Raw genomic sequence first — 18,794 nt, 5'->3', positions numbered from 1 at the left:
CCTATACCAATACCGGAGATTTCTGATGCCAGTCTGTCGCCTGCTGGAAGCGGTGACCAATATTCAGCAGACGGGCTTCATCAAAATGCTGACCAATGACCTGCAGGCCAACCGGGCGATTATTTGCCATTCCCGCTGGAACGGACAGTCCGGGAAGACCGGCCAGGTTAACCGACAGTGTATAGATATCGGAGAGATACATCGCTACCGGGTCATTGCTCATGGAGCCAAGATCAAAGGCCGATGTCGGCGCATTGGGACCCATGATGACATCACACTCCTTGAAGGCGTTGAGGAAGTCATCGCGGATCAGGCGGCGGATCTGCTGAGCCTTGCGGTAATAGGCATCGTAATAGCCTGCAGAGAGGGCGTAGGTACCAACAATGATACGACGTTTGACTTCTTCACCAAAACCTTCGCTGCGGCTGCGAATGTAGAGATCCATTAAGTCTTTTGGGTCTTCGCAGCGATACCCGAAACGAACGCCATCAAAGCGGGACAGGTTGGAAGACGCTTCTGCCGGAGCAATGACGTAGTAAGCCGGAATGCACAGCTCGGCATTGGGCAGGCTGACTTCTTTTACCTTTGCCCCCAGCTTCTCGTATTCAGCAATGGCATTTCGGATCTGTTGTTCTACTTCACTGTCCAGACCGGCCGTGAAGTACTCTTTTGGCAAACCGATGGTCAGGCCTTCCAGAGAGTCATTCAGTGTTGCGGTGTAGTCCGGTACTTCACGGTCAAGGCAAGTGGAATCCCGGTTATCAAAGCCAGCCATGGTGTTCAGCATGATGGCGGCATCTTCAGCGGAACGGGTCATCGGGCCGGCCTGATCAAGGCTTGATGCATAGGCGACCATACCCCAGCGGGAAACCCGGCCGTAGGTTGGCTTAAGGCCAGTAATACCACAGTGTGACGCAGGCTGGCGAATGGAACCGCCAGTATCTGTGCCGGTAGCGCCGGCCGCCAGCAGGGCTGCTACGGCTGCCGCTGAGCCGCCGGAGGAGCCGCCGGGTATAGCGGATTTGTCCCATGGGTTTTTGACCGGGCCATAATGGCTGTTTTCATTGGAAGAGCCCATGGCAAACTCATCCATATTGGTTTTGCCCAGCATGACAGCACCGGCATCCTTGAACTTACCGGTGACGGTGGACTCATAAGGCGCAACAAAGTTGTCCAGCATTTTTGAGCCACAGGAGGTCTTGACGCCTTCTGTGCAGAAGAGGTCTTTATGGGCAACAGGAATACCGGTCATGGCGCTGGCATTGCCCGCAGCACGGCGTTTATCGGCTGCTTCTGCCTGCCCCAGGGCTAACGATTCAGTCACCGTAATAAAGCTGTTGATGTCACCATCGAATTGCTTGATGCGGTCAAGGTAAGTTTGTGTCAGCTCGACACTGGATATTTCGCCACTGGCTAATGCCCGGCTCTGTTCTGCAATGGTTTTATCGTACATGGGATTCGGTCGGTTGGAAGACGTATTGTATAGAAGAGGCTCAGCTTCTACCGGACTCAGAGCAGTTACTGTGAAAATAATGCCATTCTGGCGTTTCCAGCATATTCACTGCCGCAATGTTTTTAATGCATTACTCAATAACTCGGGGAACCAGGAAGAGGCCTTCTTCAACGGCAGGTGCGCAGCTCTGCAATTGTTCCCGCTGGTTTTCTTCAGTGACTTCGTCTGGGCGCAGGCGCTGGATGGCATCCAGAGGGTGTGCCAGAGGTTCTACGCCCTGTGTATCAACGGCCTGCATTCTATCGACCAGTTCCAGTATGCTGCTGATGGTAGCAGCTGTTGCTTCCACTGCATCGTCGTCAATGGACAGACGTGCGAGATGCGCAACCTTTTTGACTCCAGAGGCGTCGATGGCCATTGGTAGGGGTTCTCCATAAATGAATAACAATGAGCGAGGCTCTCACCCACTGGAAAATCAGGTTTATGAAAATGACGGACATATTCCGGTAGAGACATTTTCACAATAAAATAAATAAGAAGCTAATGTATGGGCTACCCGGTTATTTCTCAAGGGTTTATATAGTGATCTATGGGATGTTTATCTGAAACATCTCTATAGGAATGGTAAATGGAGTGCCGGTTAGTGTAAAAATAGGATATTGCAGTTTGAAAAAACACACGGACAGTCACCCGGTCTTTCGGTAAATCCCAGTATAAGGAGCCGATGTTTGAATACTTTTCCTAATATGAATGATTCAGGCTCAGTTCCCACAGCGCACAATTGCTGCTTGCCCTATGGAGGTAGCATTGTTAGAGTTTCTGGAATTACCCAAGCCTTGAATCAAGGTACACCATAACATGCTGAAAAGGTTACGTGGCCTGTTTTCCAGCGATCTCTCGATCGACCTTGGAACTGCCAACACACTGGTCTATGTCCGTGAAAAGGGCATAGTGTTAAATGAACCCTCCGTGGTTGCGATCCGCAATCTTGGCGCCCAGAAGAGCGTTGTTGCTGTTGGTGCCGACGCCAAGCGGATGCTGGGACGAACCCCAGGTAATATCACTGCCATTCGTCCAATGAAGGATGGTGTGATTGCTGACTTTGATGTCTGCGAGCGCATGCTGCAGCACTTTATCAATAAAGTGCATGAGAACAGTTTTATTCAGCCCAGTCCTCGAGTTCTGGTCTGTGTGCCCTGTAAATCAACCAAAGTTGAAAAGCGGGCGATCCGTGAGTCGGTGCTTGGTGCCGGTGCCCGGGAAGTTTATTTGATTGAAGAGCCTATGGCGGCCGCTATCGGTGCCGGACTTCCGGTTGAAGAGGCCAGTGGTTCCATGGTCGTAGATATCGGTGGTGGTACCACGGAGATTGCGATTATCTCCCTCAGTGGCGTCGTCTACTCCGAGTCTGTACGCATTGGTGGTGACCGTTTTGATGATGCGATTGTGACCTATGTCCGCCGCAATTACGGAAGCTTAATTGGTGATGCTACTGCTGAGCGGATCAAGCAGGAAATCGCTATTGCCTACCCCAGTGATGAACTGCTGGAAATCGATGTTCGTGGCCGTAATCTTGCAGAGGGTATTCCTCGTAGCTTTACCCTGAACAGTAGTGAAATACTGGAAGCCCTTCAGGAGTCGCTGACGGCGATTGTGCAGGCTGTAAAGAGCGCTCTGGAGCAATCTCCGCCGGAACTGGCTTCTGATATCGCTGAACGTGGTCTGGTTCTAACCGGTGGTGGTGCATTGTTGCGGGATCTGGATAAACTGATCAGTGAAGAAACCGGCTTACCGGTGTTGGTTGCTGAAGACCCTCTCACCTGCGTGGCTCGTGGTGGTGGCAGGGCTATTGAAATGATGGATAAGCATCGCATGGATCTCTTATCCACAGATTAACCAGCAGATTCGTTCTCTGTGTTATTCAAAATTCTATGTAGAATGTCAGCAATACTTCTCGACGAGGTATTGCTGATTTGTTATTTGAGCCTGCTATCAGGTAAATTTGTCTGTTGCTTTGTGATCAATGACTCGCTTCTGTTGTCCCAATATTTGGGAAAAGGGTTGTTGATAAACGATTGAGTTCTTCAAGTAGTTGATCGCTGGAAAATGTCTGATCAATAGAAAGGCCTATACAATGGTACTGCTTTTGTTTGAGATCGCCTGAGTATGAACTTTTTCAAGGCAGTTAATTACTGAGGCCTGGTAAGGAGCAGGTTATTAAACCGATTTTCAGTCAACGCCAGTCACTGGTTACGCGTTTTGTTCTGCTGATCATTTTATCGCTGGCGATATTGTATTTTGACCATAGTTATCGAGCCTTATCACAGGTCCGTCAATGGCTAACCGTTGCTGCTACACCGGTTCTGTTTCTTGCAGATTTACCCGGTCGTATCTGGGGGACTGCTTCACAAGTCGTCATGTCGCATAATGATTTGTTACAGGAAAATGCCCGCCTGAAAGCCAGAAACCTTATTCTTGAACAAAAAGTACAGAAACTGGCCTCACTGACAGCCCAGAATATCCGCCTGCGGGAGTTGCTGAATTCTTCAGAACTAGTGGATGAGCAGGTGCTTGTTTCAGAGGTTGTTGGTGTTGATCCTGATCCGTTCAGGCATCGTGTTGTCATTAATAAAGGTTCTTTCGATAAAGTCTATGAAGGTCAGGCTATTCTTGATGCACATGGTGTTATGGGGCAGGTGGTTGAAGTTAGCCCTGTAAGCAGCCGAGTGTTAATGCTGACGGATTTGGCCGCAAGGGTACCTGTTCAGAATAATCGAACCAAATATAGGGCTATTGCTACTGGAACTGGTAGAACAGACCGTCTTGAATTATTGCATATCCCGATAACCGAAGATTTTCAGGAAGGAGACTTGTTAACCAGCTCAGGTTTGGGCGGAATATACCCTGAAGGTTATCCTGTGGGTGTCGTTACCCATGTAGGGCACAATCCCGGCGATGCTTTTGCATCCATTGAGGTGCGCCCTCTTGCAGAGGTTAACCGAAGTCGTGTTGTTTTGCTTGTCTTTCGTGAAATCTCAGATCTGATTGAACCAGAAAAGCTTGCGGAGTCATTGTCAGAGTCGCTAAAACCATTAGAAATGGAGCGAGAGCAGGAGTTAATAAGAAAAGCCAGTGAGGGGCAGGAACAATGATTCAGCAGGCTAATGCCCACTGGGTGGTATGGATGACCCTGCTGATGGGGGCGATGTTCAGTATTATGCCATTGCCGGAGTGGCTATCATTGATTCGTCCTGCGTGGGTTCCGCTGGTAGTCATTTATTGGGTTCTGGCGTTGCCGGAGCGGTTTGGCCTGCTATTTGCCTTTATTACCGGTCTGCTTCTGGATGTATTTCAGGGCAGTCTGTTTGGTCTTAACTCTCTGGGAATGGTGATGGTAGCTTTTATCGTTCTTAGTCTTCATCGTCGACTCAGGCTGTTTCCTGTCTGGCAGCAGGCTTTTATGGTGTTTCTGATGGTTGGTTTTTATCAGTTATTGCTTCTTTGGGTGCGCAGTGCCGCAGGGGATACGATTCCATCGGTTTGGTATTTACTGCCTTCTGTTTCCAGTGCGGTCATCTGGCCATGGGTTATGTCTGGCCTGCGATTCCTGAGGCGTTATTTTCGAGTGGTATAGTCTCCTGACTGGATAAACGTAGGTATCAAGAAAAATACCGATCATCAGTCATTCTTGTGAATGCACACACAGTAAAAGCTTTAAACGAAGGTAATCACAAAGACCCAAAGCTTTTGGTAGCCTCTCTGCGCTTTGCGTAGAAAGCAAATGCTCACATAGTGCCTCTGTGGCTCAACGGAAGATTGAATATGATTTACCTGGCTTCCCAATCTCCACGCCGAGCTGAACTGCTTGAGCAGATAGGCGTCTCTTTTCAAAAATTGATCTGTGAGATTGATGAGACGCCGTTTCCTGGAGAAGCTCCCTCAGAATATGTGCATAGAATGGCGCGTGAGAAAGCGGCTGCGGGCTGGCAGGAAATATTGTCTTCAGGTTCTGTAAAAATGCCTCTGTTGGCAGCTGATACAACGGTTGTCTGTAATGGATGTATTCTTGGAAAACCTCTGGATTCAGACGATTCTCGTCGCATGCTGACCATGCTCTCCGGAAAGACTCATCAGGTTATGACCGCAGTAGCTGTAACTGATGGCAAGGAACTCCTGTCAGAGCTTTCGGTAACTGATGTGGTCTTTAACAAACTGACTGATGAGCTGATTGAAGGCTATATAGCCTCTGGGGAGCCTGAAGATAAAGCCGGAGGATACGGTATTCAAGGCTTTGGCGCTGTTCTGGTTGCCCGTATTTCCGGCAGTTACTCTGCAGTTGTTGGATTGCCGCTTATGGAGACATCACGCCTTCTGAGAAGTTTTGATGTTCCATTTTGGAAAAGTTCCACCGGGTGCTCTCTCTGAATGATTGAAACAATAGTGCTCTATTTTCACAGCTACTATGGGAACACCACTCATAATAGTTAACTGTCATGCCCGCTTCTGTTATTTCCAGCTCTACCAAAAGCATCGTTTTGCAAATTGAAGTTTCTATAGATTCAGGCAACATGCTGAATCTTGAAGATAGTTTACAGCGTGCACTCAATGAAGCCGGGCAGCTTGGAACAAAAGAGTTATTGGGGCTATTTGAATCACCCAATAAAGAACCTATCGTCGTTAATCAGCAGAAGTGGAACTACAAAGGAAAGGTTCTTAAGCACTATGAAACCTTATACGGTCGTATACCTTTGGAGCGCTCCGTATATCAGGGTGTCAGAGGTGGCAGTACTCTGGCAGCACTTGATCTTCGTGCCGGTATTATTGGTTCAGCTACCCCCAAATTTGCCAAGTCTATCGCCTGGAAATACAGCCAGATGCCAGCGCCTGCGGTAAAAGAAGATTTTGAGACCAACCATCAAAGGACGCTTTCAAATTCTTATATCAAGCATTTATCGGACAGAGTAGGTGCATTAATTGAAGACCAGCAAGACACTCACTACCACCTTCCTCCACTAAAAGAGCCTGTTGAAACAATAGCCATTGGTCTGGATGGAACCTGCATGCTGCTTTGTGAAGAAGGCTGGAGGGAAGCCATGTGTGGGACATTGAGCCTATATTCTGCAGATGGAGACAGGCTCCACACGATATATACAGCCAGTTCGCCAGAGTATGGTAAACAAAGCTTTATGAGCAAGCTCGACGAGGAGATTGCAGATCTAAAACGACTCTACCCAAATGCCACATACATCGGGGTAGCTGACGGGGCTAGAGAAAACTGGAGTTATTTGAAACAACATACCTCTGGGCAGATACTCGATTTTTATCATGCATCTGAATATTTAGCTGGAGCAGCGGAAGCACTGTTTCCAACCAGTAAGGCGAAGCGACACCAGTGGCTTGAAGACAGGCTACATAGTTTGAAAAACAAGCGTGGAGCAGCCAAAAAAATCCTTCAGGAAATTGAATCAGCCGAGCTCCCGAAAAAGACAATCGCACTGACAGAGAAGCGCTACAAAGCTGTGAGCTATTTTACAAACAATCACCAGTTAATGAATTATCATCAGGCGCTTAAACGCCATTGGCCAATAGGTTCAGGAGTTACTGAAGCGGCTTGTAAGACTCTGGTAAAGCAACGATTATGTGGTTCTGGAATGAGGTGGAAAGCAACAGGAGCGGAAGTGCTTTTGACAACAAGAGCACTGATCCAGAGTAAGGGGCGCTGGGAACAACTTTGGTCTGAGTTCATGACTGGAAAGGTTGAAGCTAACCTATGAGTCAGTTATCAAATTGAGAGAGCACCCGTTCCACCGGCTAATGATCGGCTGAATATTGGTTTCAGCAAGGAAAACTTAGTAAAGAATAAAAATAGAATATACCTCAGCAACAGAGCCTTAAAAATGGCTAAAGGGTTTGAAATAGGGGTATTTTCGATCGCCAGTGATATCTAAAAGCATCTTGGAACGGTTTTTGGTATAAAGTTTGTCAGGAAGCAAAAATCAGATGCTATTTACTGGTATGATCGAACGGTTGATTTTTTGTTTCTACCTGTACACCAGCTGAGTAAAGGAATGGTGAAAGTGTATTGACCTGTAGTGCCTGGGATTTATCCAGAAACCTGTCTGGAGTGAATGAGGCATTACAGGTCAATGCATTAAAGGAATTGAGGAACTGGGATGAGTGAAGAAATTCTCATGAATATCACGCCCATGGAATCACGGGTGGCTCTGGTTGAGAATGGGGTGCTTCAGGAGATCTATGTAGAGCGTGCCCGGAGTCGCGGGATAGTTGGGAATATTTATAAAGGAAAAGTGGTTCGGGTTCTGCCTGGAATGCAGGCTGCCTTCGTTGATATTGGTCTTGAGCGGGCTGCGTTTATTCATGCCAGTGAAATTGCACCCAGGCAGGACAAGAGTGGGGAAGAGACACAGGAACGCCCCATTTATGAGTTGGTGCATGAAGGCCAGTCTTTAGTTGTTCAGGTGACAAAAGATCCCCTGGGCACCAAAGGTGCCCGTTTGACGACTCATATCTCAATTCCTGCCCGCTACCTGGTGCATATGCCAAAAAATAACCATGTGGGCATATCTCTGCGTATCGAAGATGTTGAGGAGCGTGAGCGTCTTCGACAAATGGTTGAGTCCTGCCTTGGTGGCAATGATGGCGAGTCTGCTGATGACTCCGGAGCTGGCGGTTTTATTCTCAGAACTGCTGCTGAAGGGATCGGTGAAGATGAAGTGCGTGCTGACATACTGTTTCTGCGCAGACTTTGGGAAACCATCGAAGAAAATATCAAGGAAAGTAAGGCGCCTGCCAATGTGTATGAAGATCTGCCGCTTCATTTAAGAACAATGCGTGATCTTGTAAATCCTAATATTGAAAAAATACGCATTGATTCACGGGAAACCTTTGAGAAAGTTTCGAAGTTTGTAAAGAAACTTGTGCCCGAGATTGATGGCCGTGTTGAATATTATCCTGGTGAACGCCCAATATTTGATCTGTTTGGTGTTGAGGATGAAATTAACAAGGCATTAAGCCGAAAGGTTCAGCTTAAGTCCGGTGGTTATCTGATCATTGATCAGACTGAAGCCATGACGACCATTGATGTCAATACTGGTGCTTTTGTTGGTCATCGTAATCTTGAAGAGACCATCTTTAAAACCAATCTTGAAGCCGCTGTGGCTATTGCCCGCCAGCTCCGTTTACGGAATCTTGGGGGAATCATCATTATTGACTTTATCGATATGGAAGACGCTGAACATCAGCGGCAGGTTCAGCGTGCTTTTGAAAAAGCAATGGAACAGGATCATGCCAAGACCAACTTCACAGGAGTCAGTGAGCTTGGGCTGGTTGAGATGACCCGTAAGCGAACTCGTGAATCATTGGAAAATGTCTTGTGTGAACCCTGTCCAACCTGTGAAGGCCGTGGCACATTGAAAACGGCAGAAACGGTATGCTATGAGATTTTCCGGGAAATCCTCAGGGCTGTCCGGGCATACGATGGCGACAGTTATATGGTGCTGGCATCTGAGGCTGTGATAGATCGTTTGCTGGATGAAGAGTCTAATAATGTTGCGGACCTTGAAGAGTTTATCCAAAAGCCGATTCGTTTTCAGGTAGAGCCGATCTATACCCAGGAACAATTTGATGTAGTTCTGGTGTAACAGATCTTTTTACGTTTTTTAGATGCGGTTTCTCATTCAGGGTGAGAAACCGCATTTCATTTTTAAATGACCACAATTGAGACTGGTATTTCGTTGATCATCACTTATGTTATACGCCTGTTCTATTATGGACGGGTTAATCTTTTGTCAGGGCGGAACCACGGTTGTTGAAGCGGATTGTAAACAGCCTCAAACGGAGTACTCCTTGCATTCAGGGGACAGATTCTGAAAAGGTGTCATCTGGTGGCCTCTGTTTGCTTGATAGTTTGATGAAATGGAGCTGGCGGCTCCTGCTTACAGGATTGACTGTTCTGGTCATTCTGGTGGCTGGTGGGCGACTGATGTTTAGCGCACTGCCCGTTCTTCAACCTGAGCTTTCACGTTTTCTCAGCGAGCGATTAAATGCTGACCTGCAAATTGAGTCCATGTCTGCCAAATGGAATGGTGGGGAACCATGGTTATCATTGCGAGGATTGACGCTTAGGGGTAAAGAGGCCGATCTGACTGGGTTCAGTATCAAACAGCTGGATATGGAACTGAGTCTCAGGCAGTCATTACTGCATTGGACTCCCGTGTTCTCTTCACTGGAAATTAACGGTGTAAATGTTGATCTGGTTCAGGGGGATGGTGCCCAGTGGTCACTGTCTGGTATTCAACAAGTTGCCGGTTCATCACTACAAGCCCCTGAGTATCGTAAAGGATCTGCACTGGAATGGCTTGCACTTCAACAGATGGTCGATATTCGTAACATCCGGTTGAATATGCGAAAAGCCAATGGGGAGAGTAGCGATATTAATGGTCGGCACTTGACGGTATTAACTGACGGTGATCGAAAAGATTTGTCCGCCCGCCTTGAAGTGGGGGCGGGCTACCTCGAAATCGATGGGGCTGGGATTGCCAGCCGTGGTCTGTTTTCAAAGTGGGATGGAACGGCTGTAGCCATTAATCTCAACGCTGAACAGCTCTGTGCTTTATGGGCGGGTTGTTATGATGATGTGCTGGCCGCAATGATGCAAATGGATGCCCGGTGGCGTTATGACCATGGATTCTGGCAGGTTCAGGGAGAGGTAGCTTCTCCTGACGTGACCTATCTGGACAACTCTGGAGCTTTGAACCATCTTTCCGGGCAGACCCATCTATTTATGCAGGGAGAGCGAGAATCCAGCTGGCAGATCTGGCTGAATGGGCTCAAGCTGGAAAACCGCCTGCAAAATGGGATTGTTTATCAATGGGAAAACAGCTGGTACCTGACTGGAGGCCGTAAAGAAGAATATACGGTAACCGTAGCTACTCAAAGTCTGGATCTGGATTTACTCAAGCGCTGGTTACTGGATACTGATGCGCTGCCAAAATCAGTAGCCAAACTGGTTGATACTTTGAACCCCATTGGGCAGTTGAGTGACTTAGCGATCCGTTTTTATCCCTCTCGCAAACCTTTTGATTTCGACCTGAGTGCCAGGCTCGACAATGTTTCTGTTGATGCCTGGCAAGGTGCCCCTTCTGGCGGTAATGTCAGCGGTCAATTAAGAATGAATCTTCTGCAGGGTTATCTTGACCTGAATACGCGCGATTTCCAGTTGGGTTTTCCTAAACTGTTCCGCGAGACCTGGACATTTGATACTGCAAAAGCCCGTCTTTACTGGGATGTTATTGATGACTTCTATATTTTGAAGTCAGATGATCTTGCCCTGATGGGACCTGAAGGTGACCTGAAAGGCAAATTAAGGCTCGATATTCCCTTGAAGTGGCATGAAGGCGATACCCTCGATATGGCATTGACGGTTGGGATGAGCAACGGTGATGCTCGATATACGGGTAAGTATCTGCCAGCCTTTATGCCGATGGATAGTAACCTTGTTCACTGGCTGGATACCGCCATTCGAAAAGCGGATATTTCTGCCGGTGGGTTTATTTATAGCGGTGCCCTTGTGGGTGATGAGGATGGCATCGGCCCTCAGGATTCCCGCTGGGGACTGTTTTTTGATATCCATGATGGAGAACTGGACTATGCGCCTGACTGGCCTGTGATTACTGGCCTGACAGGGCAGGTTTATGTCAACGACGACCGGGTGGAAGTGCTTGGGCAAAGCGCGAAGTCAGCGGGTGGAAAGCTGGCTGATATTATCGCCAGAGTTCCCTTGGAGGGTGAGTCAATACTCAGGATCAGCAGTCATCTCAATGCCAATGGCGAGACTCTCAAACACTTCCTCACCCGGACACCTATTGATGACTGGATGGAAGGAGAGGCCAAAAAATGGCAACTGCAGGGACGTTTTGATGCGGGCATGAATCTGACGCTCCCTCTGGATGATCTGGAACAATCAGAGGTAGATATTCGATCAGCCGTGAAGTCATTCAACTTTGCCATTCCTGAACTGGGCATTGATGTCAATGATATTGGAGGTGACTTATCCTTCAGTACCAAACAGGGTTTGAATGCACGGGAGTTATCGGGCCAATTATTTGGGAATCCCGCTCGTTTTCAGATTCGCTCGGCCGTTGTCAATCAACAACCGGTTACAACGGATATTGATTGGTCAGGCAAAATCTCTGTGACTTCACTTCATGACTGGCTGAAACTGGATTGGCTCAGTTTACTGGAGGGTGAAACAGACTATCGAGCCAGTTTATCTCTGGGGATATTGGATAATAGCACTGAGCTGAGAGTTGACAGTGAGTTGCTTGGTGTTGAAGTAGAGCTGCCAGCGCCTGTAGGTAAAACAGTAGACACACCGCTTCCTCTTGACCTTTCCCTGATAAAAAAAGAAGGGCATGAGATCCTGAATGTAACTCTGGCCAACCTTGGGCGCCTGGAGATGAAAATGACTCCGGAGTTTTCCCCTGAGTCTGCTCTGATTACTTTAGGGGCGGATTCGGTAAACTCTGGCTCGTTTTCTGATAAGGGAGCTGTTGGAAATAAATTTCTGGTTACAGGCTCTTTACCTCAGCTGGATTTTGCTCCCTGGAAGGCGCGCTTTGAAGGTCAGCCCGGTAAGCCTGGTGAGCAACAACTGGCTTCACGCATTGAGCTTGAAAATGTGCGTATTGGCTCCTTGAAGTATGGAGATTACAACTGGCCGAATGTTGCGGTATCTCTTCAGCAGGCGATCCAGAGACAGGGTGCAAAATCAGAAAGAAAGGGAATGCAGTTAAGTGTTGATGGAAAAACGCTGAAAGGTGATTTATGGATTCCCGAACACCGAGCTGTGCCGTGGGCATTGAATATTGATTATGTGCATCTGCCCGAGTCTGCATTACTGGACTCCTCTTCTGAGGCTTCTTCTAAAAATAGCGTTTCCGAAGCTGAAGACAGTCTGGCGGAGGTCAATCCAGCAACGTTACCCAATCTCGACGTGAAAGTAAGTCATTTACAGGTTGGCAGCCGAACACCAGCAAGCATAGGCTTTAAACTTCGCCATGCTCCCCACGGCGTTAAGATTGATAATATTACTGGTGAGCTGGCGGGTATGTCACTCAGTGGGCTGGCAGATTGGGTGCAGATGGACGGAGAGCAGCGTAGCTGGGTTCAGGGAGGACTGAAAGGTACAGGTATCAGAGAACTGCAGAAAGCCCTAGGCTTTTCCGGTTTTCTGGAGGCAAGAGAGAGCCGTTTTGATGCCAGTTTGAATTGGGATGGGTCTCCTCTTGGGGGCACGATTGCGTCCATGAAAGGTCGTGTTGATGTGCTGCTGAAAAAAGGGCGGCTGCGCAAAGTTGATAATGGCTCGTCGGGTGCGCTCAAGCTGTTTGGTATTTTCAATACAGAAGCGCTGACGAGAAGGATGAAGCTGGACTTTTCAGATCTTTATTCATCGGGTATCAGCTTTGATCAGATTCGGGGAAGTCTGAATTTTAATCGTGGGGTTATTACGTTCGACTCACCCATGGTGATTGAAGGACCATCATCTGATTTCAAACTGGATGGCACAATAGATACGAACAGTGAGCAGTTGGACCTGAGTTTGGTTGTTACTTTACCAGTGTCATCCAATTTACCAATTCTCAGCGTATTACTGGGAACTGCTCCCCAGGTGGCTGGCATTATTTATATTGCAGATAAGCTGGTGGGAAAACAGGTGGATCAGTTGGCAAGCATTCGCTATCGGATTCATGGTTCATTTGACGATCCAAAAATGACATTGGATAAACTGTTTTCCAACCAACCGAGAAAGAGTCGCAGTAAGAAAGAAGTGGCGGGATAGGCATATTTCAGAACTAAATTCTTAAGACTTTCTTCGAATCCCCACGGCTTGGCGTGGGGATTGAAATCATGATTCCGACAGGTTTGACTTTGTATCCTCAAAACGCAGCCTGAAGGTTACCGGCACCGACTGTGAAATGCTCTTCACGCCAGCCAGATCAATCAGTTTCTGAATACCAGGCATCAGTCCATAGTCACTGACATCCAGCAGTATGGGTTTGGCAGTGGCGACTTCAACGGTTTTCTCATTTAGCAGGGTAACATTGACGAGCTCACGGAGCCGTTTGGTTTTGCCATGCAGTTTAACTTTTGCCGAAACTCGCACCTTTTCCGTTTCACCCATACTCAGGCGTTCATAAATATCTTTACTCAGGTTGATCTCAACATCGGCGGTAGGGTATTTCGACGTATCGAAAAAAATATTCCTGAGCCGGTTGTCCCGTTTATCAATACCGGTGTTCAGGCTGGCAAGGTCAATGGTCAGCTTTGCTTTTCCATCATCAGTGACATTGGCATCAAAAGATTCAAAATGACCTACGGTGCCAATCTGGGCGGCTTTGATAAAGGTGAAATACAGTTCTGACTGGCTTTTGTCGAGATTCCATTGAGCCTGAGCATTGCCATGTGCCACCAGGCCGAAAAGTGTCAGTACTTTCAACAGCGTGTTAAACCGCATAAAACGTCCCTGAGTTGTCTTTTTTTTATTAACTGAGGGTGAATCCTAAAGGGAGAGTGGTGAGGATTACAACGGTAGAAATGGTAATTGTTGAAAAAATATTCGCTCCCATGAAATGAATGGGAGCGAATATTCTCACCTGGTTTTATGCGGCTTTAACGTCAACTTTGAAAAAGACGGCATAGAACAGTGGAATAACCACCAGAGTCAAGATGGTGGCAAAGAGCAGACCAAACATAATGGTTACTGCCATGCTTTTGAAGAACGGGTCAATCAACAGCGGAGCCACACCCAGTATGGTGGTCAGAGCACCCAGCAACACAGGGCGTGCACGGCTGAGGGCGGCATCGATAATGGCATGGTATGCGGGTTTTCCTCCTTTGATTTCCACATCCGCCTGATCCACCAGAACAATGGCATTCTTCACCATCATGCCAATCAAACTTAAAAAGCCCAGAATGGCCATAAATTCGAAAGGTGTCTGGAAAATCACCAGACCGATAGTGACACCGACCAGTGCCAGTGGGGCGGCCAGCCAGATGACCAAAGGCTGACGCAGCGCATTGAACATAAAGATCACCGACAGAATCATCGCGGCAAAACCATAGGGTGCAGAAATTACCAGTCCCTCGTTAGCATCCTTTGAGGCTTTGTATTCACCATACCAGATCAGCTCATAGCCAGGAGGCAATTCAATCGCTTCGATGTTGCTGCGGATGTTGTTAAATGCATCTGCTGTCAATACGCCGGGTGCCGGGTCCGCCTGTACCAGAATGGTCGGTACTCGGTCGATACGACGCAGGATCGCATCCTGATAAACGACATCAACTGATTCTATCAACTGACGTAACTATTCAGCACCCAGCAAAGGCGTATTGTTGTAATTTCGAACCGCTTTAAGAAGCGCCTGAAATATGTTCAACCCCTGCTTTTTAGCAGATGATAAATAGCTTCGGATTCGGGTAAACATGGTACCTCCGTCTTCGCTTCTGAAGCAGCCTGAGATCTTCTGCTTAAGTTTGGCCATCCTGGCATCACGTTCACTGCCATTGTTATCGAAGGGAATTGAAAAGTCCGACATGAAGCGCAACGTTTCAACCTTAAACTCAATAAGCCTTTTGAACAGGTTGTAGGCCTTGGTATTCCTGACCTTCTTACGTCCAAGCACCTGTCGTTGTTTTTCCATATAAGCGGTTTCCTTCGTGAGAGCCCTTTGAAGGATTTGGTCGTATATCGTCTCAATGCGAAGCTGTATTGCACCAGGCATTTGAGTCAGACCGGCTGCTTTGTATTTCTTGCAGAAGTGCCAGGAGAGCGTAAGCAATTTCATCAGCCGCAGAGCCAGCTTATTCGCATCCCTATCGACAACTCCCTGAAGCTCTCTCAGATGATGGGCATTACAAAGCACATGCACTGCCGCATAGGCAAAGTAGGACTTCCAATGATCGTGAACCAGAATGCCTGCAAAAGTCAGCAGGATGCCCATTGCATCCATTGCTTCACAACCTCGCCTTTCTGAGAGGTAGTAAAGCGTCCATTGGTCATCTCGCATAATGTGTAACCACCACAGTGAACCGTCAACCCGCATGCCAGTTTCATCCGCTCCTGCAACCGGACTTTCTTGTAAAGCATCGCGGATACTCTGCTCAGTAGAGGCCAGGTTCTCATGGGTATAGGCAACAAAATTGGCAACAGAGCCTGCGCTGACACTCATGCAATAAATAGTATTGAAATACTCAGACACCCGGTGATATGGGATGAAGTGATACTGGTTTAAATGAACAGCCATTGCCTGAGTCACTTCTCCGTATTGAGCAGCGGCTTTCACTCCTTGGGGAAACTCAGCGGTGTTCCGTTTACCACAAGGACATACTTTAACGTCTGCCCAGTACGCGGTAACTTCAAATTCTCCGGGTCTACCTGGATCAAAAACCTGTCGCTCAATGTATTTGGTGGGTTTAATATCGATAAGCGAAGACTGGCAACAGCAACATTTTTCAACCTTCAGATGCCTGACATAATCGGGTAAGGCGACACGTCTCAAACAAGAGCCTTGATGACCTTTCTGGCCACCTGGTTTATTGCCTGAAGATGGTCTAAGGCTTTTGGGGTTCGGTGTTTCCTGTGAGGAGCAGGGGGCTTCTTTGGAAGATGTATCACCTTTATCACTCCCTTTTTTACTGGGCTTTTGATAACCATCTGACGATGGTGGCTTACTACTGTTTTGACTGTTTTTATTAACCCTTTCTTCCAGTTCGCTGCAACGTTCCCGTAAAAGCGCATTCTCGGTCCGAAGCTCTTCATTCTCTTTAAGGAGAGCTTCGGTAAACGGAGTAGCTGGGAAGTCTGGTTCCATACTGGAGATTTGTTAGAAAAATTGAGTATAAGATGATGGTCGAAAAATCAGAAAATTCCAGATTTATATGAAGGGTGCTGAATAGTTACCAACTGACTTACCGAAATAAAGCGCTGGGCCGTTGAGCTGAACACTTCGGTATTTTCGATGGCTCGTTGATGGTTGCGTTCAGCCTCTGGTGAACGAACCACAATCGGAATCAGTTCATCGCCTTCGCGGTACACTCCGACATTACGTCCGGTCAATGTTTGTGCAATGGCCTGATTGATTTCCGGTGTAGTCAGGCCAAAGCGTTGAGCCTCTTCCGCAGAATATACCGGTCGAAGGACTGGTACCTGTTGACGCCAGTCGTCCTGAACGGCAATCAGATTGCTGTCGTTCAGCATGATTGTTTTGGCCTGCTCTGCCAGGTGACGCAACACCCGGCTGTCCGGGCCTTTGAAACCGGCTTCGATTTTCTTGCCGCCACCACGACCCAGCATGAACTTCCAGACTTTAATGGAAGCATCCGGGTACTTTGCATCCAGTTCTGTCTGCAGTTCACTCAATAATGGCGCGATCCTGGTGTAATCATCAATATCAATCAGCAGCTGACCATAGCTTGGGTTACGGGCCTCTGGTGAATAGGTCAGCATAAAGCGAAGGCCGCCACCACCAATAAAACTGGAGATATTGGTGATACCCTCTTTGGCTTTGACATCCTGCTCGATATTGGCAACCAGCGCTTCGGTACGTTTGATGTCAGAGCCTTGTGGCAGGTAGACGTCCACAACAAACTGAGGTCGCTGTGAATCCGGCATAAAGCCGGGAGGCACAAACTGCACACCCCAGATTGCTGCCGCTAATGTGCCCATTAGCAGTGCTGAACTCACCAGACGATGCTTCAGCACCCATACAAGCAGTGCCTTATAAGCGGTTACCATCCGACCAGGCTTCTGATCAGCCTTACTGGCTTTTACCTTTAAAAAGTCGTGACAGAGCATTGGGGTGACGGTGACTGCAAATACCCAGCTGAGCAGCATGGAGTAGAGTATTACCCAGAACAGGGAACCTGCGTATTCGCCCATATCCGACGGTGACAGACCAATGGCGCTGAAGGCACAAATGCCCACAACGGTACCACCGAGTAACGGCCACTGGGTCGATTTTACAATCTCTGACGCCAGTGCTCCGCGGTCTTCCTGAGGACTTTGCTGCAATCGCACCAGAATACCGTCGGTGACCACAATGGCGTTATCCACCAGCATGCCCAGGGCGATAATCAGGGCGCCCAGTGAGATACGCTGCATGGCAATATCTTCAATCAGCATGATGCACAGCGTACCGGCCACGGTAAGCAGCAGTACAAAACCAATAATGATGCCGGAGCGAACCCCCATAAAGAGCAGCAGCACCACAAAAACAATGGCAACAGCCGCAATCAGGTTGTCAATAAAGTTGGCCACTGACGCACGCACTGAATCGGATTGCATGGAAATGACATGCAACTCCATCCCCAATGGGCGCTGATTTTCCAGCTCGGTAATCCGTGCCTTAACCGCATCACCCATATCCACTACATTGCCACCGGTGACATTGGAGATACCAAACCCAATAGCCCGTTCGCCGTTATAGCGCATCAGCATGGGTGCCGGTTCCTGATAACCCCGGGTAACGTCGGCAATATCACCCAGACGGAGTACGGTATTGTTCTCACCAACGCCAACCTGCAGGTTTTTAAGATCATCAAACGAATGTACGCTGGCGGCGGGAATCACCGGTATGCGCATGGCGTCCGTTTCAATACTGCCAGCCACTGCGACCAGATTCTGCTTTTGCAGTACCTGAAAGACTTTTTCTGCAGACAGACCATACTTGGCCATGCCTTCACTGGATATTTCGACGAAAATGGTTTCCTGTTGCTCCGCCAGAGTGGCTGTTTTGGCGACTCCCGGAACCAGTACCAGTTCACGACGCAGGGTATCGACATAATCCTGCAGCTGCCGGTCGCTGAATCCTTCGCCGGTCACGGCAAAGAAGAGGGCGTAGACATCCGAGAAATCATCATTAACGATGGATGGGCCGGCACCGGGCGGCAGTTGCCGTTGAACATTGCTGATTTTTCGGCGCAGTTTGTCCCAGACCTGCTGTAAATCCGCAGAGCTTTTGGCAAACTCCAGCTGGATTTCAACGGTAACCTCAGACATGCCCTGTTTGGAAACAGACTTTACTTCTTTCAGTTCCTGGAGGGACTGAACTGCCCCTTCAATCAGGTCCGTGACTTCATCGGATACTTCCTGAGCGGTGGCGCCATAATAAGGTGTATTAATGACCGCCTGTCGAATCACGAATTCCGGGTCTTCAAAGCGACCCAGTTTCAGGTAGCTGATATATCCGCCGATCAGGGTCAGAGCGATAATCACCCAGACACTGGTGCGTTTTGCGATGGTATAACGTGCGATATCCAT

The 18,794-nt window shown here is 48.1% G+C and carries 12 protein-coding genes and 1 pseudogene; 7 read left to right on the top strand and 6 right to left on the bottom strand.

The window, feature by feature from the left end:
- Window position 1: 1 nt before the first annotated feature.
- Together gatA and gatC are read right to left on the bottom strand one after the other, a co-directional pair.
- Window positions 2-1,453, bottom strand: coding sequence for an Asp-tRNA(Asn)/Glu-tRNA(Gln) amidotransferase subunit GatA (gene gatA, locus ACOCLE_RS12485; RefSeq protein WP_419536945.1), 1,452 nt, complete (start codon window positions 1,451-1,453; stop codon window positions 2-4).
- Window positions 1,454-1,583: 130 nt separating this feature from the next.
- Window positions 1,584-1,871 (bottom strand): Asp-tRNA(Asn)/Glu-tRNA(Gln) amidotransferase subunit GatC, encoded by a 288-nt coding sequence (gene gatC / locus ACOCLE_RS12480; protein ID WP_066014381.1) that lies wholly within the window; start codon window positions 1,869-1,871, stop codon window positions 1,584-1,586.
- Window positions 1,872-2,311: 440 nt separating this feature from the next.
- Here gatC and ACOCLE_RS12475 point away from each other — a divergent pair, with 440 nt between their 5' ends.
- From ACOCLE_RS12475 to ACOCLE_RS12445, 7 genes are all read left to right on the top strand, one after another.
- On the top strand, window positions 2,312-3,349 hold the full coding sequence (locus ACOCLE_RS12475; RefSeq protein ID WP_419536944.1) for a rod shape-determining protein: 1,038 nt from the start codon (window positions 2,312-2,314) through the stop codon (window positions 3,347-3,349).
- Between the two features lie 320 nt (window positions 3,350-3,669).
- Complete coding sequence (gene mreC / locus ACOCLE_RS12470) at window positions 3,670-4,605, top strand: rod shape-determining protein MreC (protein ID WP_419537205.1); 936 nt, start codon at window positions 3,670-3,672, stop codon at window positions 4,603-4,605.
- Window positions 4,602-5,087, top strand: a complete 486-nt coding sequence (gene mreD, locus ACOCLE_RS12465) for a rod shape-determining protein MreD (protein ID WP_419536943.1) — start codon at window positions 4,602-4,604, stop codon at window positions 5,085-5,087. The genes mreC and mreD overlap by 4 nt, the downstream gene beginning before the upstream one ends.
- A 158-nt stretch (window positions 5,088-5,245) precedes the next feature.
- Window positions 5,246-5,878 carry a Maf family protein gene (locus ACOCLE_RS12460; RefSeq protein ID WP_419536942.1) on the top strand — a complete coding sequence of 211 codons (633 nt, stop codon included), beginning with the start codon at window positions 5,246-5,248 and terminating at the stop codon, window positions 5,876-5,878.
- Between the two features lie 68 nt (window positions 5,879-5,946).
- Window positions 5,947-7,227 (top strand): ISKra4 family transposase, encoded by a 1,281-nt coding sequence (locus ACOCLE_RS12455; protein ID WP_419532972.1) that lies wholly within the window; start codon window positions 5,947-5,949, stop codon window positions 7,225-7,227.
- Window positions 7,228-7,626: 399 nt separating this feature from the next.
- On the top strand, window positions 7,627-9,114 hold the full coding sequence (rng, locus tag ACOCLE_RS12450; protein WP_419536941.1) for a ribonuclease G: 1,488 nt from the start codon (window positions 7,627-7,629) through the stop codon (window positions 9,112-9,114).
- 233 nt (window positions 9,115-9,347) lie between these two features.
- Complete coding sequence (locus ACOCLE_RS12445; protein ID WP_419536940.1) at window positions 9,348-13,316, top strand: YhdP family protein; 3,969 nt, start codon at window positions 9,348-9,350, stop codon at window positions 13,314-13,316.
- 66 nt (window positions 13,317-13,382) lie between these two features.
- Here ACOCLE_RS12445 and ACOCLE_RS12440 read toward each other — a convergent pair whose 3' ends face one another.
- The 4 genes and pseudogenes from ACOCLE_RS12440 to ACOCLE_RS12425 form a co-directional block, all read right to left on the bottom strand.
- On the bottom strand, window positions 13,383-13,991 hold the full coding sequence (locus ACOCLE_RS12440) for a YceI family protein (protein ID WP_419536939.1): 609 nt from the start codon (window positions 13,989-13,991) through the stop codon (window positions 13,383-13,385).
- Between the two features lie 145 nt (window positions 13,992-14,136).
- Window positions 14,137-14,835, bottom strand: a pseudogene (locus ACOCLE_RS12435) (efflux RND transporter permease subunit); the annotation flags it as partial.
- A gap of 6 nt (window positions 14,836-14,841) precedes the next feature.
- Window positions 14,842-16,347 carry an IS66 family transposase gene (tnpC, locus tag ACOCLE_RS12430; protein ID WP_419532963.1) on the bottom strand — a complete coding sequence of 502 codons (1,506 nt, stop codon included), beginning with the start codon at window positions 16,345-16,347 and terminating at the stop codon, window positions 14,842-14,844.
- 47 nt (window positions 16,348-16,394) lie between these two features.
- The gene (locus ACOCLE_RS12425; protein WP_419536938.1) at window positions 16,395-18,794 is read right to left on the bottom strand and encodes an efflux RND transporter permease subunit; all 2,400 of its coding nucleotides are present in this window, start codon (window positions 18,792-18,794) and stop codon (window positions 16,395-16,397) included.

Origin of the sequence: Endozoicomonas sp. (genome assembly GCF_965196975.1) — a bacterium.
Lineage (GTDB): Bacteria > Pseudomonadota > Gammaproteobacteria > Pseudomonadales > Endozoicomonadaceae > Endozoicomonas.
Note: the sequence above shows the minus strand (reverse complement) of the source record. Positions and strands in the feature narration are given on the sequence as shown.

Excerpts from the sequence above, each read along its gene's own strand:
- gatA (WP_419536945.1), bottom strand. The coding sequence starts at position 1,453 with ATGTACGATAAAACCATTGCAGAACAGAGCCGGGCATTAGCCAGTGGC.
- gatC (WP_066014381.1), bottom strand. The coding sequence starts at position 1,871 with ATGGCCATCGACGCCTCTGGAGTCAAAAAGGTTGCGCATCTCGCACGT.
- ACOCLE_RS12475 (WP_419536944.1), top strand. The coding sequence starts at position 2,312 with ATGCTGAAAAGGTTACGTGGCCTGTTTTCCAGCGATCTCTCGATCGAC.
- mreD (WP_419536943.1), top strand. The coding sequence starts at position 4,602 with ATGATTCAGCAGGCTAATGCCCACTGGGTGGTATGGATGACCCTGCTG.
- ACOCLE_RS12455 (WP_419532972.1), top strand. The coding sequence starts at position 5,947 with ATGCCCGCTTCTGTTATTTCCAGCTCTACCAAAAGCATCGTTTTGCAA.
- rng (WP_419536941.1), top strand. The coding sequence starts at position 7,627 with ATGAGTGAAGAAATTCTCATGAATATCACGCCCATGGAATCACGGGTG.
- ACOCLE_RS12440 (WP_419536939.1), bottom strand. The coding sequence starts at position 13,991 with ATGCGGTTTAACACGCTGTTGAAAGTACTGACACTTTTCGGCCTGGTG.
- tnpC (WP_419532963.1), bottom strand. The coding sequence starts at position 16,347 with ATGGAACCAGACTTCCCAGCTACTCCGTTTACCGAAGCTCTCCTTAAA.
- ACOCLE_RS12425 (WP_419536938.1), bottom strand. The coding sequence starts at position 18,794 with ATGGATATCGCACGTTATACCATCGCAAAACGCACCAGTGTCTGGGTG.